General features: G+C 63.4%; 13 protein-coding genes. 4 read left to right on the plus strand and 9 right to left on the minus strand.

Annotated elements, in window-relative coordinates; genetic code table 11:
* Positions 1-22: 22 nt before the first annotated feature.
* The 3 genes from AC56KZ_RS04375 to clpS all read right to left on the minus strand — a co-directional run bounded on the left by AC56KZ_RS04375 (position 23) and on the right by clpS (position 6,142).
* Positions 23-3,427: a S41 family peptidase gene (locus AC56KZ_RS04375; RefSeq protein WP_497160898.1), complete on the minus strand. Its 3,405-nt coding sequence runs from the start codon at positions 3,425-3,427 to the stop codon at positions 23-25.
* A gap of 115 nt (positions 3,428-3,542) precedes the next feature.
* Positions 3,543-5,843, minus strand: a complete 2,301-nt coding sequence (gene clpA / locus AC56KZ_RS04380; RefSeq protein ID WP_497160899.1) for an ATP-dependent Clp protease ATP-binding subunit ClpA — start codon at positions 5,841-5,843, stop codon at positions 3,543-3,545.
* A complete protein-coding gene (gene clpS, locus AC56KZ_RS04385; RefSeq protein WP_192056713.1) occupies positions 5,840-6,142 on the minus strand; it encodes an ATP-dependent Clp protease adapter ClpS in 303 nt (100 codons plus the stop codon). The genes clpA and clpS overlap by 4 nt, the downstream gene beginning before the upstream one ends.
* Before the next feature lie 368 nt (positions 6,143-6,510).
* Here clpS and AC56KZ_RS04390 point away from each other — a divergent pair, with 368 nt between their 5' ends.
* Entirely contained in the window at positions 6,511-6,714 is a 204-nt protein-coding gene (locus tag AC56KZ_RS04390) for a cold-shock protein (RefSeq protein ID WP_091875187.1), read from the plus strand.
* A 164-nt stretch (positions 6,715-6,878) separates the two neighbouring features.
* Here AC56KZ_RS04390 and icd read toward each other — a convergent pair whose 3' ends face one another.
* Positions 6,879-8,132, minus strand: a complete 1,254-nt coding sequence (gene icd, locus AC56KZ_RS04395; RefSeq protein ID WP_497160900.1) for an NADP-dependent isocitrate dehydrogenase — start codon at positions 8,130-8,132, stop codon at positions 6,879-6,881.
* A 173-nt stretch (positions 8,133-8,305) separates the two neighbouring features.
* Here icd and AC56KZ_RS04400 point away from each other — a divergent pair, with 173 nt between their 5' ends.
* Positions 8,306-8,869, plus strand: a complete 564-nt coding sequence (locus AC56KZ_RS04400; protein WP_497160901.1) for a pseudouridine synthase — start codon at positions 8,306-8,308, stop codon at positions 8,867-8,869.
* A gap of 57 nt (positions 8,870-8,926) precedes the next feature.
* On the opposite strand, the gene AC56KZ_RS04405 is transcribed toward AC56KZ_RS04400, so the two are convergent.
* Entirely contained in the window at positions 8,927-11,161 is a 2,235-nt protein-coding gene (locus AC56KZ_RS04405) for an NADP-dependent isocitrate dehydrogenase (protein ID WP_497160902.1), read from the minus strand.
* 272 nt (positions 11,162-11,433) lie between these two features.
* Between AC56KZ_RS04405 and AC56KZ_RS04410 the strand changes: the two genes are divergently transcribed.
* On the plus strand, positions 11,434-12,228 hold the full coding sequence (locus tag AC56KZ_RS04410; protein WP_497160903.1) for a DUF2243 domain-containing protein: 795 nt from the start codon (positions 11,434-11,436) through the stop codon (positions 12,226-12,228).
* A 99-nt stretch (positions 12,229-12,327) separates the two neighbouring features.
* Here AC56KZ_RS04410 and rpsT read toward each other — a convergent pair whose 3' ends face one another.
* Positions 12,328-12,594 (minus strand): 30S ribosomal protein S20, encoded by a 267-nt coding sequence (gene rpsT, locus AC56KZ_RS04415; RefSeq protein ID WP_056339242.1) that lies wholly within the window; start codon positions 12,592-12,594, stop codon positions 12,328-12,330.
* Positions 12,595-12,803: 209 nt separating this feature from the next.
* Between rpsT and murJ the strand changes: the two genes are divergently transcribed.
* Positions 12,804-14,360 (plus strand): murein biosynthesis integral membrane protein MurJ, encoded by a 1,557-nt coding sequence (murJ, locus tag AC56KZ_RS04420; RefSeq protein WP_497160904.1) that lies wholly within the window; start codon positions 12,804-12,806, stop codon positions 14,358-14,360.
* Positions 14,361-14,363: 3 nt separating this feature from the next.
* Here the strand turns inward: murJ and AC56KZ_RS04425 are convergent, their stop codons facing one another.
* Genes AC56KZ_RS04425 through AC56KZ_RS04435 form a run of 3 tightly spaced genes read right to left on the minus strand, consistent with a single transcriptional unit; the run spans position 14,364 to position 15,960 of the window.
* A complete protein-coding gene (locus AC56KZ_RS04425; protein ID WP_497160905.1) occupies positions 14,364-15,080 on the minus strand; it encodes a type II secretion system protein in 717 nt (238 codons plus the stop codon).
* 14 nt (positions 15,081-15,094) lie between these two features.
* Positions 15,095-15,481 (minus strand): type II secretion system protein, encoded by a 387-nt coding sequence (locus tag AC56KZ_RS04430; RefSeq protein WP_497160906.1) that lies wholly within the window; start codon positions 15,479-15,481, stop codon positions 15,095-15,097.
* Positions 15,482-15,483: 2 nt separating this feature from the next.
* Positions 15,484-15,960, minus strand: coding sequence for a type II secretion system protein (locus tag AC56KZ_RS04435; RefSeq protein WP_497160907.1), 477 nt, complete (start codon positions 15,958-15,960; stop codon positions 15,484-15,486).

The raw sequence follows: 15,960 nt of genomic DNA on the forward strand, positions 1-15,960 counted from the left end.
TCATCGCCCGCACACCCGCGGCTTACTGCCGCTTGATGGCCGGAATATCCGCCGGCTTCCACTGCTTCACCGGCTGCTCCTTGAGCTTCTTCTCGAGCAGCTCGAGCGCGACCTCCAGCTGGCGGTCGCGCCCGTTGAAGGTTTCGTGCGGCAGGTTGTCGACCTCGACATCGGGCGCCACGCCGACGCCTTCGATCAGCCACTCGCCGTCTTCCGAAAACTGGCCGTTCTCGGCGACGCGCGCCATGCCATTGTCGGCCAGGCCGTTGCCGTCGCTCAGCCAGACGCCGGCGCCGGCCGTGCGCTTGCCCACCAGCGGGCCGAGTTTCAGTGCCTTGACGCCGGCGGCGAAGGTCTCGCCGTCCGAATAGGTCAGCTCGTCCATCAGCACCACCAGGTGGCCGCGGAAGGTGTTCTGCATGTTCGGATAGGGCTGCTTGCCGTTCGACGCCCAGAAGGCCCAGGAACGGCGCAGCAGCTTTTCGATGATCCAGCTGTCGATGTTGCCGCCGTTATTCCGGCGCACGTCGATCACCAGGCCTTCCTTGTTGATGTTGGCGTAGAAGTCGCGGGCAAAGGCGTTGATGTCGCGCGCCACCATCGCGCGCAGGTGCAGGTAGCCGATCCTGCCTTTCGAGGCGCTGTCGACCTGCTGGGCCCTGCCCTGCTCCCAGTCCGCGTAGCGCAGGCTGGCGTGGGTCGCCATCGTGGCCGGGGTGACGATCACCGCGCGCGGCTTCGCATCCCGCCCGGCGGCCTTCACGTGCAGCAGCACCTGTTTGCCGGCGGTGTCGAGCAGCAGGTCGGCGATGTCGCGCGCTTCCTTCAGCGACTTGCCGTTGACGGCCGTGATGATGTCGCCTTCCCTGACGTTGACGTCGGGCGCGGACAGCGGGCCGGCCTCGAGCGGCAGCTCCGGTTCGCTCTTGTAGACGCGGTCGACCCGGTAGCCGTCGGCGGTGCGGCTGAGCACCGCGCCGAGGCTGGCGGGCACGCCTTCGGCGGCGGCCCGGCGCACGTCGCCCGGACGAATCTGCGAGTGCAGCGCCCCGACCTCGCCGACCATCATGCCCAGCACGTCGTCGAGTTCCGCACGGTCGGTCACGCGCTCGACCAGCGGCGCGTAGCGGGTGCGCGCGGCGTTCCAGTCGATGCCGCGCATGTTGGCGTCATACAGGAAATCGCGGTGCATGCGCCAGGCATCGTTGAACATCTGCTTCCATTCCATGCGCGGGTTCGAGCTCACCGCCCAGTCGTCGATCTTGACCTTCGACTTCGACAGGTCGGCTGGCGCCTTGGCGCCGGCGTCGACGATCAGCATGTCGCCCGGCGCGCCCCTGGCGAAGGTGCGGTAGAAGACGCGCTTGCGATCGAGCGAGAGCCCGAATTCGCGCACGTTGCCGACGAAGGTTTCGAGCTGCGGGCTGCTGCGGGAGACGGCCAGGGTTTTCAGGGTGCCCTTGGCGCCGTCGTCGTCGGCCTCCAGCAGGTAGAGGCGCTTGTCGTCGACGGCCAGCGCGCGGTAATTGCCGGGAGCGACCGGCACTTCGTACAGGCGCTCGCGCAGGCCGCTGTAGGCGACCGGGGGGGTCGGCTGTTTCGGCTTTTCAGGGCTTGCGGCAGTAGCAGCGGCGGTCGCAGCGGCGGCGGCGGTGGCCGCCGCGACCGCGGCGCCCCTGGCCGCATCCGGCTCGTCCGGCGTGGCCGGCTTGACCGCCGCCCTGGCCGCCGCTTCCGGCGTTTTTTCTTCCGGGCGGGTCAGCTCGTCCTCGGGTTTGAAGGGAAAGCGCTCGCCTGATTGCAGCGCCAGCGCATACACGCCGACGCGCTTGTCGAACACCGGCCCCATGTTGCGGTCGCCCCAGACCGAGACGTTGCCGACATTGAAATGGCGCGCGGACAGGAAATACAGCCACTTCCCGTCCGGCGAAAACACGGGGGAGCTGGCCTCGTAGCGGTCGGTCGTGACGAAGTTCACCACGCGGGTGGCGAGGTTGAACATGCCGATCTGGTCGCGCCGCTCGCGGCTGCCAGCACGCACGAAGGCCAGGTTGCGGCTGTCGGGCGACCAGACCACCTGGTCGGAGCGGTCGATGCCCACCAGGCCGGCGTCGTCGATGATGACATTGGTCCTGGCGCCCAGGTCGAGCAGCCAGGTGCGGCCCTTCTTGTCGGTGTGGGCCAGCCACTTGCCGTCCGGCGAGGGGTACAGGTTCCAGCGGTGGCTCGCGCCGTCCGTGCTCAAGCGCTCGCCGTGGCCGGAACCATCGGCGGCATAGCGCCAGATTTCGTTCTCGCCGCTGGTGTCGACAAAAGCGTAGACCCACTTGTCGTCATGGCTGAACACGGCGCCGCGCGCGCGGGAGCCCTCGGGCACGGCGATTTCGACGCGGCGGCCGTTGCCGGTGCCGGCGACGGTGACGCGTCCGCGCGCGGTCAGCACGATGCGTTCAAGCTTGTTGGCCACCTCGATCGAGGTCAACGCCTCCAATGGCGACTTCACGCGGCGTACGCGTTGCTGGTCGAAGTCCGACACCAGGCTGGCGGAGAGGCGCGTGTCGCTGGCGCCGGCAATGTCGAACACGCGCAGGTCGGCGCCCAGCTGGTAGGCGATGCGTCCGTCGCCGAGCGAGGCGGTGCGCACGTCCCACTCCTTGTGCTGGGTAAGCTGGCGGCGTTCGCTGCCGTCCGGGTTCGCGCTCCAGAGATTGTCGGCGCCGCCGGCGTCGCTGATGAAATACAGGCGGCCCTGCCACCACATGGCGCGCCGGTTATTCGCGCTGTCGCCCTTGAAGACCGGCTGGGCTTCGCTTTTCGAGCCGAGGTCGAAACGCCACAACTGGGCATGGGCGCCACCGCGGTAGGACTTGACGTTGTCGTTGGTCATCGACAAGCCCATGCGCGTGAAATACACGACCCGCCCGCTATCGTCGAGCACGGCATCGTTCGCATCGGCCAGCGGCAGCACGCGGCGCGCCAGCTTCATTGGATCGCGCGGATCGAGCGCGGCGACGATGCGGTGCTTGGCGGGCCCCACAGAATTTTCGGTACTGACCAGCACCTCGCCCTGCGCCGTCCAGCCCAGCACGGTGACGCCGCCGTTTTCGAAGGTGATGCGCCGCGGCAGGCCGCCTTCGATCGGCATCACATAGGCTTCCTGCGCGCCTTCATAGGAAGCGGCAAAGGCGACGAACTTGCCGTCGTGCGAGATCGCGGCATGGGTTTCCGCTGAAGGATGGGTGGTCAGGCGCGTGGCCTTGCCGCCGGCGGTCGAGGTCCGCCAGAGGTCGCCCTCGGCCGTGAACACGATCGTGTCGCCGCGCACGGCGGGGAAACGGAAATATGGATCGGCGGCGGCCGCCTGGGTACCGATGAGCGCAAGGGAGAGCGCAAGGATGGTGCGGGTAGCGGGACGGGACACGTTCATGTTGAGAGGCAAAGTTGGCGGAGAACACGAGTTTGCCATACGGGAACGGTCAGTTGGCGTGCATACGAGCAAAAAAAAACCGCGCACGAGGCGCGGTTTTGGGAAGCATCGAGTCTTATTCGATCTCGACCGTCTCGGCCGGGGCCGGCGGCGGCAGTGCGTCGCCTTCCGGGAACTCGAGCGTGACTTCGTCCTTCTCGTTCATGTCCACCGTGATGCGCCCACCGTTGATGAGGCGCCCGAACAGCAGCTCGTCGGCCAGGGCTTTCCTGATCATGTCCTGGATCAGGCGCGACATCGGACGTGCACCCATCTGCGGATCGAAACCCTTGGCGCCGAGGAACTTGCGCAGCTTCTCGGTGAAGATGGCTTCCACCTTCTTCTCGTGCAGCTGCTCTTCCAGTTGCATCAGGAACTTGTCCACGACGCGCAGGATGATTTCCTCGTCCAGCGCACGGAAGCTGATGGTCGCGTCCAGGCGGTTGCGGAACTCCGGCGTGAACATGCGCTTGATGTCGGCCAGCTCGTCGCCGGCTGCTTTCGAGTCGACAAAGCCGACCGAGCGCTTGGTCAGGCTTTCGGCGCCCGCGTTCGTGGTCATGATGATGATCACGTTGCGGAAGTCGGCCTTGCGTCCGTTGTTGTCGGTCAGCGTGCCATGGTCCATCACCTGCAGCAGGATGTTGAAAATGTCCGGGTGGGCTTTTTCAATCTCGTCGAGCAGCAGCACCGCGTGCGGCTTCTTGGTAATGGCTTCGGTCAGCAAACCACCCTGGTCGAAACCGACATAACCCGGCGGCGCACCGATCAGGCGCGACACGGCATGGCGCTCCATGTACTCGGACATGTCGAAACGGATCAGCTCGATGCCGAGGATGAAGGCCAACTGCTTGGCCACCTCGGTCTTGCCGACGCCGGTCGGACCGGAGAACAGGAAGGAGCCGATCGGCTTGTCCTGCTTGCCCAGGCCGGCACGCGCCATCTTGATGGCCGAGGCCAGTGCATCGATGGCCGGGTCCTGGCCGAAGACGACGTTGCGCAAATCGCGGTCGATCGTCTGCAGCTTGGAGCGGTCGTCCTGGTTGACCGTTTGCGGGGGAATCCGCGCGATTTTCGCGATGATTTCCTCGATCTCGGCCTTGCCGATCGTCTTTTTCTGCTTCGACTTCGGCAGGATGCGCTGGGCTGCGCCCGCCTCGTCGATCACGTCGATCGCCTTGTCGGGCAGGTGACGGTCGTTGATGAAGCGCGCCGCCAGTTCGGCCGCGGTCGACAGCGCCGACGACGAATACTTCACGCCGTGGTGCTCTTCGAAGCGGGACTTCAGGCCACGCAGGATCTGCACGGTCTGCTCGACCGTCGGCTCGTTGACGTCGACCTTCTGGAAGCGGCGCGACAGCGCATGGTCTTTTTCGAACACGCCGCGGAATTCCGTGAACGTGGTCGCGCCGATGCACTTGAGCTGGCCGTTCGCCAGGGCCGGTTTCAGCAGGTTCGATGCGTCTAGCGTACCGCCCGAAGCCGAGCCGGCGCCGATGATCGTGTGGATCTCGTCGATGAACAGGATGCCGTTCGGCGTGTCCTTGAGCTGCTTGAGCACGGCCTTGAGGCGCTGCTCGAAGTCGCCGCGGTACTTGGTACCGGCGAGCAAGGCGCCCATGTCGAGCGAGAACACGACGGCGTTCTGCAGGATCTCGGGCACTTCTTCCTGGACGATGCGCCAGGCCAGGCCCTCGGCGATCGCGGTCTTGCCGACACCGGCTTCACCGACCAGCAAGGGATTGTTCTTGCGGCGGCGGCAGAGGATCTGGATCACGCGGTCGACTTCTTCCTCGCGCCCGATCAGCGGATCGATCTTGCCGTCGGCGGCAGCCTTGTTCAGGTTCTGCGTGAACTGGTCGAGCGGGCTTTCTTTCGTCGTGCCTTCGACCTGCGCCTCTTCCACGCCTTCCGACGCCTTCTGGCTGTCGATCTGCTGGTCCTTGCGCACGCCGTGCGAGATGAAATTGACCACGTCCAGGCGGGTTACGCCCTGCTGGTGCAGGTAGTAAACAGCATGCGAATCCTTCTCGCCGAAGATCGCCACCAGCACGTTGGCGCCGGTAACTTCCTTCTTGCCGTTCGAGGCCGACTGCACGTGCATGATCGCGCGCTGGATCACGCGCTGGAAGCCGAGCGTCGGCTGGGTGTCGACCTCGCCCGTGCCGGGCACGGTCGGGGTGTTGTCACCGATGAAATTGGTCAGGGTCTTGCGCAGGTCGTCAATATTGACCGCGCACGCACGCAGGACCTCAGCGGCCGAGGGGTTATCGAGGAGCGCAAGCAGCAAATGCTCCACGGTAATGAACTCGTGCCGTGCCTGTCGGGCCTCGACAAAGGCCATGTGTAGGGATACTTCAAGTTCCTGCGCAATCATACTTCCTCCATCACGCACTGCAGGGGATGCCCCGCCTTGCGCGCATGCGTTAAGACAAATTCCACTTTAGTACACGCTATATCTTTGGAAAACACGCCGCACACTCCTTTGCCATGACGGTGTACGGAAAGCATGATCTGTGTCGCCGTTTCGCGATCCTTGTTGAAGTACTCCTGGATGACTGCCACAACAAACTCCATCGGTGTGTAATCGTCATTCAGTAAAGCCACCTGATACAGCGGCGGTGGTTTGACGACTTGCCGCTCCAGCAGCTGTTCGGTATCGTGCTTGGTTGCCATGGGCGTATTCTAAAGCGTTCAAGGATGATGCAAAGCGTAAATATCAGATCGATGCGATCAGTTCACTGCAGGCGGCTCACTTCGATTCGCCTTTATCTTACTTGGTTTCCGTTGATAGCGCAGATGGCGTCCCGATTGCCGAAATCAAGGGCTGAGTCAGCACATGAATTCCACCCTATGCATATGGTATGAAAAAATTAACAACAGACGCATCAAAGGGCTTGACTTAGAACTTTAGTACATCAACAATGGAAACATTGACATGTACTTATGTACTCGTTAATAAAGAAGTGAGCAGGCTGAGGAGGGGGCAAGAAGCGTCTTGCTTTTACGGCTCGTGTGATGTGTTTATATTTGAAAGTTCTTTTATGGCAACTGGTACTGTTAAGTGGTTCAATGATTCCAAAGGTTTTGGCTTCATCACTCCAGATGACGGCGGTGAAGATTTGTTCGCGCATTTCTCCGCAATCAACATGAACGGTTTTAAGACCCTCAAAGAAGGTCAGAAAGTCCAATTCGAAGTCACGCAAGGCCCTAAAGGCAAGCAAGCTTCCAACATCCAGGGCACGTAATACTTCCTGGGAAGCGAAAACCCCGCCCCAAGCGGGGTTTTTTTTCGTCTTGAAACATTTGCCGGATGTGCAGGAATACCCTACCACAGCCCATGAAAAAGCCCCGTCCCGATAGCGCGGACAGAGCTCGCCAGACGCATCGCGCCAAGCCGAACGTGTGTTCCTTACATCTGTTCGATCATCACGTCGCCGAAACCCGAACATGACACCTGGGTGGCGCCTTCCATCAGGCGCGCGAAATCGTAGGTGACGCGCTTGGAGGCAATGGCCCGCTCCATCGAAGCGATAACCAGGTCGGCCGCTTCCAGCCAGCCCATGTGGCGCAGCATCATTTCGGCCGACAGGATCAGGGATCCCGGATTCACGTAGTCCTTGCCCGCATACTTCGGCGCGGTCCCGTGGGTTGCTTCGAACATGGCCACCGAATCGGACATGTTGGCGCCCGGCGCGATGCCGATGCCGCCGACCTGAGCCGCCAGCGCGTCCGAAATATAGTCGCCGTTCAGGTTCAGGGTCGCGATCACGCTGTATTCCGCCGGACGCAGCAGGATCTGCTGCAGGAAGGCGTCGGCGATCGAATCCTTGATAATGATGTCGCGCCCGGTCCTCGGATTCTTGAAGCGGCACCATGGGCCGCCATCGATCATTTCCGCACCGAATTCCCGCTGCGCCAGGGCATAAGCCCAGTCGCGGAAGCCGCCTTCGGTGTACTTCATGATGTTGCCCTTGTGGACAATCGTCACCGAGGGCTTGTCGTTATCGATCGCGTACTGGATCGCCTTGCGCACCAGGCGCTCGGTGCCTTCGCGCGAAACCGGCTTGATCCCCAGGCCCGAGGATTCCGGGAAGCGGATCTTCTTGACGCCCATCTCCTCGGTCAGGAACTTGATGACTTTCTTGACGCCTTCCGAGCCTTCGGCCCATTCGATGCCGGCATAGATGTCTTCCGAGTTCTCGCGGAAGATGACCATGTCGGTCTTTTCCGGCTGTTTCAAAGGCGACGGCACGCCCTTGAAATAACGCACCGGGCGCAGGCAGACATACAGGTCGAGTTCCTGGCGCAGCGCGACGTTCAGGGAACGGATGCCGCCGCCGACCGGCGTCGTCAGCGGGCCCTTGATCGACACCACGTAGTCCTTCAGCACCTCGAGCGTCTCGCCCGGCAGCCAGACATCCGGACCGTACACGCCGGTCGACTTCTCTCCGGCAAAGATTTCCATCCAGCTGATCTTGCGCCGGCCGCCATAGGCTTTGGCCACGGCCGCGTCGACCACCTTGATCATCACCGGCGTGATGTCGGCGCCGGTGCCGTCGCCTTCGATGTAGGGAATGATCGGCGTGTCGGGAACATTCAGGGAAAAATCGGCGCCGACGCTGATCTTCTGGCCGTCGGCGGGCACTTCGATATGCTGGTACATCGTCTTCTCCCAAGTGGTCGCTTGCTCTGCGATCTACATTACAATATCGGTTAAGGCAGTGGGTCTTCTATAAGACGCCGGGTCTGTTGCATTATGCACCAGTAAGTTTGGCAATGCCATGCCCGAGCACCCTCCTGCCGCCACGGCGCCCTCCTCCGATCCAGACCGCCTTCATGCCCCTCATCCTCTTCAACAAACCCTTCCAGGTCCTGTGCCAGTTCTCCCCGCAGCCGGGACGCGAGTCGCTCGCCGATTACCTCGACATCCCCGGCATCTACCCTGCCGGGCGCCTGGACGCCGACAGCGAGGGACTGATGCTGCTGACCGACGACGGCAAGCTGCAGCACAAGATCGCGCATCCGGACCACAAGGAAGCCAAGACTTACCTGGTGCAGGTGGACGGAGAGATCGATGCCGCGGCGCTGGCGCGCCTGCAGGCGCCGCTCGACCTGGGCGATTTCGTCACCAGGCCCTGCCGCGCGGCGCGCATCGCCGAGCCGGAATGGCTGTGGCCGCGCAACCCGCCGATCCGCGCGCGCCTGGACAAGCCGACCAGCTGGATCGCGATCACGCTGGAAGAAGGCAAGAACCGCCAGGTACGGCGCATGACGGCGGCGGTGGGCTTGCCGACACTACGCCTGGTGCGCAGCAGTATCGGGCCGTTTTCCCTGGCGACCCATCCCCTGATGCCGGGAGAGTTCGTCGAAGTGCCGGCAGCGGATCTGCGCGGAAAATAAAAACCCCGCCGGGCCATGGGGCCGGGCGGGGTTTTTCATGCAAAAGACCAGGCTCGATCAGGCGCCGATCGTCTCCAGCGCCGCGTTGAACGTCGCGCTCGGACGCATGACGGCGCTCACCTTGGCTTCGTCCAGCTTGTAATAACCGCCGACATCGGCCGGCTTGCCCTGCACTGCGAGCAGTTCGGCAACGATCTTCTGCTCGTTTTCGCTCAAGCTCTTGGCCAGTGGCGCGAAGGCGGCCGCCAGCTGGGCGTCGTCGGTCTGCGCAGCCAGTTCCTGCGCCCAGTACATCGCGAGGTAGAACTGGCTGCCGCGGTTGTCGAGCTCGCCGGTCTTCGGCGAAGGCGACTTGCGGTTGTCCAGCAGCTTGCCGGTCGCCGCGTCGAGGGTATTGGCCAGCACGGTCGCCTTGACGTTGCCGGCCTTGATGCCGAGGTCTTCCAGCGACACGGCCAGGGCCAGGAATTCACCCAGCGAATCCCAGCGCAGGTGGTTTTCTTCGGTCAGCTGCTGCACGTGCTTCGGAGCCGAGCCGCCGGCGCCGGTTTCGTACATGCCGCCGCCGGCCATCAGCGGCACGATCGACAGCATCTTGGCGCTGGTGCCCAGTTCCAGGATCGGGAACAGGTCGGTCAGGTAATCGCGCAGGATGTTGCCGGTGACCGAGATGGTGTCCAGGCCACGCTTGACGCGCTCCAGGGTGTAACGCATCGCGCGCACCTGCGACATGATCTGGATGTCCAGGCCGTTCGTGTCGTGGTCCTTCAGGTAAGTGCGTACCTTCTTGATCAGTTCGTTTTCGTGCGGGCGGTAGGGATCGAGCCAGAACACGGCCGGCATGCCCGAATTGCGCGCACGCGTCACGGCCAGCTTGACCCAGTCGCGGATCGGCGCGTCCTTGGTCTGGCACATGCGCCAGATGTCGCCCTGCTCGACGTTTTGGCTCATCAGGACTTCGCCGGTGGCGATGTCGGTGATGTTGGCAACGCCGTCTTCCTGGATTTCGAAGGTCTTGTCGTGCGAGCCGTATTCTTCGGCCTGCTGCGCCATCAGGCCCACGTTCGGGACGGTGCCCATGGTCTTCGGATCGAAAGCGCCATGCCATTTGCAGAAGTTAATGATCTCTTGGTAGATGCGCGCAAAGGTCGATTCCGGAATCACGGCCTTGACTTCCTTGAGCTTGCCGTTGGCATCGTACATCTTGCCGCCGGCGCGGATCATGGCCGGCATCGACGCGTCGACGATGACGTCGTTCGGCGAATGGAAATTGGTGATGCCCTTGGTCGAGTCGACCATGGCCAGCTCCGGACGGTGTTCCTGGCAGGCGTGCAGGTCGCGCTCGATTTCTTCGCGCTGCGAGGCCGGCAGGTCGGCGATCTTGTTGTACAGGTCGGCCATGCCGTTGTTGACGTTGATGCCGAGGCTGTCGAACAGGGCGGCGTGCTTTTCGAACGCTTCCTTGTAGAACATGCGCACGCAGTGGCCGAAGACGATCGGGTGCGAGACCTTCATCATCGTCGCCTTGACGTGCAGCGAGAACAGCACGCCGGTCTGCTTGGCGTCTTCGATCTGCTTTTCGTAGAAAGCCAGCAAGGCTTTCCTGCTCATGAACATCGAATCGATGATCTCGCCGGCCTGCAGCGCGACCTTCGGCTTCAGGACAACCGTCTGGCCGCCCTTCGTGACCAGCTCCATGCGCACTTCACGCGCATTTTCGAGGGTCATCGACTTTTCGCCATGATAGAAGTCGCCGCCGGTCATGTGCGACACGTGGGTGCGCGAGGCGGGCGACCACTCGGACATCGAGTGCGGATTCTTGCGTGCGTACTCTTTCACGGCGCGCGGCGCGCGGCGATCCGAGTTGCCTTCACGCAGGACCGGATTGACCGAAGAGCCGATGCACTTGCCGTAGCGTGCCTTGATCGACTTTTCTTCGTCGGTCTTCGGGTCCGACGGATAGTCGGGGATGTTATAGCCCTTGGCCTGCAGTTCCTCGATGGCGTTCACCAGCTGGCCCACGGAGGCGCTGATGTTCGGCAGCTTGATGATGTTCGCATCCGGCTCGAGCGTCTTCTTGCCCAGTTCGGTCAGCACGTCCGGCATGCGCTGTTCCGGCGTCAGGTTTTCGGGGAAGCCGGCCAGGATACGGGCGGCAACCGAAATGTCGGCCTGCTCGACCTTGATGCCGGCCGGCTTGGCGAAGGTCCTGACGACTGGCAGAAAGGCGTGGGTCGCCAGCAGCGGCGCCTCGTCGGTCAGGGTGTAGATGATGGTCGAATCACTGCTCATGCGCTTTATCCTCGGTTCTCGCGATCGGTTCGCGATCAATGTCTGTCACTCGTAACTTGAAGGTGTCGCCCGTATTCGCTCGCGGCAGCGATCATACTACCCCGCTTCCTGGCGCGATGGACAGATCGTGTGGCTGTCTGTGTCGAGGTCTTCTATAAGACATAAGACGGGCGTTTCACATTATGCACCAGTATTTTACCGTGCGCTACCGCTTTGGCGAACGCGTTAGCATCGATTCCAAGGCCGCCGCCCGGCAACCGACAGGAGCCATCATGAACGCCGTCCGCCAGTCCGACGCCGCCGCCATCCCCCACCTGCGCTCGCTGGCCTGGGCCGGTTTCCTGCTCGGTTTCGCCATGGGCGGTTTTTTCGACGGCATCCTGCTGCACCAGATCCTGCAGTGGCACCACCTGCTCTCGCTCGTGCCGGGAGAACCCTTCCGCGACATCAGGGTCCAGATCCTGGCCGACGGCCTGTTTCACCTGCTGATGTACGTGATCGCCGTCGTCGGCCTGCTCAAACTGTGGAAGGTGCGCCGATCGGTGGCCGCCGGGGACCGCATCCTGCTCTCGAGCGCCGCCTTCGGCTTCGGGATCTGGAACATCGTCGATGCGGCCGTCTTCCACTGGCTGCTCGAACTGCACCACATCCGCCTCGATACAAACAGCCCGGTGCTGTGGGACCTGCTGTGGTTCTTCGTCTTCGGCGTCGCCTTCGTGGCGCTGGCCTGGTGGCTGTGGCGCGGTACCGATTCGCTTGGCGGCAGGACGGGCGCGGCCGCGCTGGTGCTGGCGGTCCTGGTCGGCGGCCCGCTCGCAGCCTTGCCGCCGCAAGACAGTGACACGGTGCTGGTGTTCTTCAAGCCGGGCACCACCCCGAACCAGGTGTTCGCCGGCATCGACGCCGTCGACGGCCGCATCCTGTGGGCCGCCCCGCAGGGCGACGTCTGGGCGCTCGACGTGCGCGATCGGAAGCGGACCGCCCTGCTCTACCGGCATGGCGCTTTCCTGGTCAGCAATTCGGCGCTGGCGGTCGGCTGCGTGAAATGGACCTCGGCCCGTGGTTAATCCGTGTCGGAAAAGCAGAAAAACCCGCCAGGACCAAAGTCGGGCGGGTTTCGTTCACTGTACTGCCTGCGCGGCGAATCGCCGCGCGCCAACCGGTTATTAGGCCGACAGGGCTTTCAGGGCAGCAGCAAGGCGGCTCTTGTGGCGAGCGGCTTTGTTCTTGTGAATAATTTTCTTGTCAGCGATGCTGTCGATGGTCGACACCGACGACTGGAAGATGCTGGTTGCTGCGGCCTTGTCGCCAGCCTGGATGGCCTTGCGAACTGCCTTGATTGCGGTACGCAGGGTCGAACGCTGAGCGCTGTTGTGTGCGTTTTGCTTAACTGCTTGACGAGCGCGCTTGCGTGCTTGTGCGGTATTTGCCATGGAATTTCCTAAATCGGGGTCAAGTTGCGTTTGCAAACAGTAGCGAGTCAAACTGGCCCATTCCAGTGCCTGCCAAACATCAGTGTCTGCGAACAGAATTCAGTACAGCCCACGATTATAGCGAAGGAATCACCACCTAGCAATTCATTCTTGATTATTGCGACAAGACACGGGCCGCGCGGCCTGTTGCACCGCTATAATCTTGCCTCATGAATCTGCTCAAGACCCTCGCTGCCATCTCCAGCATGACCATGGTGTCACGCGTCACCGGCCTGCTGCGCGAAAGCCTGTTCGCGGCCGCCTTTGGCGCCTCGAGCTTCACCGACGCCTTCAACATCGCCTTCCGCCTGCCGAACCTGCTGCGGCGCCTGTTTGCGGAAGGTGCGTTCTCCCAGGCTTTTGTTCCCATCATCACCGAATACAAGACGAAGAACGGCCAGGAGGCCACCAAGACCCTGGTCGACCACGTGGCCACCGTGCTGGTCTGGGCCACGCTCCTGACCAGCATCCTCGGCATCGTGGCCGCTCCCCTTCTGATCTACTGGATTGGCGGCAGCCTGCGCAGCGAATCGGACGCCTTCGACGCCGCCGTCCTCATGACACAGATGATGTTCCCCTACATCGTCTGCATGTCCTTCGTCGCGCTGTCGAGCGGAGTGCTGAACACCTGGCGCCAGTTCAAGATTCCGGCGATTACCCCGGTGCTGCTGAACCTGTCTTTCATCTTTGCCGCGCTGGTGCTGGTCGACTACTTCGAGCAGCCGATCTATGCGATGGCGGTCGGCGTGTGTGTCGGCGGCCTGCTGCAGGTCGGGCTGCAGCTTCCTTCGCTGATCAGGATCGGCATGCTGCCGCGCATCTCGATCAATCCCTTCGCCGGCCTGCGCGACAGCGGCGTGCGTCGCCTGCTCGGCAAGATGGGGCCGGCTGTGTTCGCCGTGGCGGCAGCCCAGATCAGCCTCCTGATCAACACCACGATCGCGGCCTGGCAGGGACCGGGCGCCGTCTCGTCCTTGCAATATGCGGACCGGCTGATGGAACTGCCGACAGCCCTGCTCGGCGTGGCGCTGGGAACGATCCTGCTGCCGGGCCTGGCCAAAGCCAATACCGAAGGCGACACCCGCGAATACTCGTCCCTGCTCGACTGGGGCCTGCGCCTGACCTTCCTGCTGGCGATTCCCGCAGCGGTCGGCCTGGCCACCCTGGCCGAGCCGATGATCGCCACCCTGTTCCACTACGGCGCTTTCAACGCCCAGGATGTCGCCAATTCCTCGCTGCCGCTGATGGCCTACAGCGCCGGCCTGCTTGGCTTCATCCTGGTCAAGACGCTGGCGCCGGCCTTTTTCGCGCGCCAGGAAGTGCGTACGCCCGTAAACATCGCGCTCGGGGTACTGGTGCTGACCCAACTGCTGAACGTCGTCTTCGTGTGGGGCATCGGACTCGGCGTGGCCGGCCTGGCGCTGTCGATCGGCGTCGGTGCCTGCGTCAATGCGGCCCTGCTGTACTCCGGCCTGCGCAAGCGCGAGATCTATGTGCCGCAGCCCGGTTGGGGAAGCTTTTACTTCAAGCTGATCGTGGCGGTCGCGGCGATGGGCACGGTGGCCTGGTTCGCCCAGGAACAGTTCGACTGGATTGCGCTGCAAGCGACGCCCTTCCTGCGCGCCGGCGTCCTGCTCGCCATCATCTCGGTCTGCGGCATCTGCTATTTCGGCGTGCTGATGGTGCTGGGCTTCCGGCCGCGCGATTTCAAGCGCCGCTCCAAGTAAGGTTCAGGGGACCGGCACCGGTTCGTTCGTGGCCGGCGGTGGCTCCCTTTCGGCGTCGTCCTCTTTCTCCGTTTCCGTTTCTGTCGTTTCCTGCGCCTCGGCAGGTTCCGGTTCGGGCGGCGGTGGTGACGCAGGTAGGCGCGGCGGTGCGACCGGGACCGCGGGAACGACGGCCGGCGCCGGCGCCGGGAACATCGTTGCCGGGGGCGTGCCGCCCTGCCTTGGCGCCGTGGTCGTTGCTGCAGCCAGCGGCGCGCCGGCCATGAACTTCCAGTCCGACAGCTGCTTCTTGTGCTCGAAATTTACGAAGCGCGCATCGAAATTGGCGATCTTCAGCGGCTGCGCCTGCGACAGGCTGTACACGCCCAGAATCGGTCCCCCTTCGGCCGCCCGCACCAGGCCCCACTCGGCGCTGCCGGTGATGGGGTCGACGAAAATGCGGCGCAGGTGGCGCAGCGGAACGGGGAAGCGCGGATCGCGCAGCAGGGCGTCGAGCGTGGCCGGCTGCGAGGGCTGGCCCGGCGGCGTGGCTTGCGCATAGCTGGCCAGCGCCGCGCTGAACACGGCGCCGGTTTCCAGCAATTCGTTTTCCGCCTCGGCGCGCTGCAGCAGCGCGCCCACCTTCAGCGTAGCCGCGCCGACCAGGCCGATGATGGTCACGAACACGATCATGCCGACATAGGTAAAGCCGGCCTGGCCGTGCAGTTTGCGCCGCTTCACCTGGCCGTCCACGCCTACCACTCGGCGTAGGGCTTGCCGCTGCGGTCATTGCCCGGCGCCCCGCTGCGCAGGTCGTAGACAACGCCCAGCGTGCCCTCTTCCGGGGCGACGACCGTCCAGGTCGTGGTGCTTTCCGTGATCGGATCGACCGGCAGACTGCGCAGGTATTTTTTCTCGACCAGCTGCTCGAGCGAGTCCGGATAGCGTCCGGTATCGCTGTAGTACTGGCCGATGATCTCGCGCGTATTGCGCAGGTTTTCGGCCAGGATGGTTTCGCGCGACTTGTCGATGCTCGGGAAAAAGCGCGGCACGGCCAGGGTCAGCAGCAAGGCGACAATGCCGAGCACCACCAGCAGTTCGATCAGGGTAAAGCCGCGCGGGCGGCGAAACAGACACTTCATGCTCACCACCGGTTATAAGGCACGCCGTTCAGGCCGGGCCGGGTGGACGTGGAATACACGTCATAGACATCGTCGCCTTCGCGCGGCTCGGCCGCTTCGCTGGCATAGCTGCGCTTGCCCCAGGTCTCGGCGTCAAGCAGGGCGGGATCGGGATTGAAGGGGTCGCGCGGCAGCCGTCGCAGGAAAAAGATCTTCGCGCGTTTCGGGCTGCGCAGGTCGGGCACGCCGTCGACCAGCAGTTCGAGCTTGGGCGGATAGCCGTTGGCCCCGACCACGCGCGTGATGCGCCCCTCGTCGAAGGCTTTTTTATAGGCGTCGATTCCCGAGCGGATCTCGCGCAGCGAACGGCGCAGCTCCTGCTCCTGCTTGCGCTGGACCGTCACCTGGGCCACGGGCGCCACCAGGGTGCCCAGCAGCGCCAGGATGGCCAGCGTGACCAGCAGTTCGATCAGCGTGAAACCGCTGCCCCGGCGACCCAC

Source organism: Telluria sp. LT2P34, from assembly GCF_059685915.1.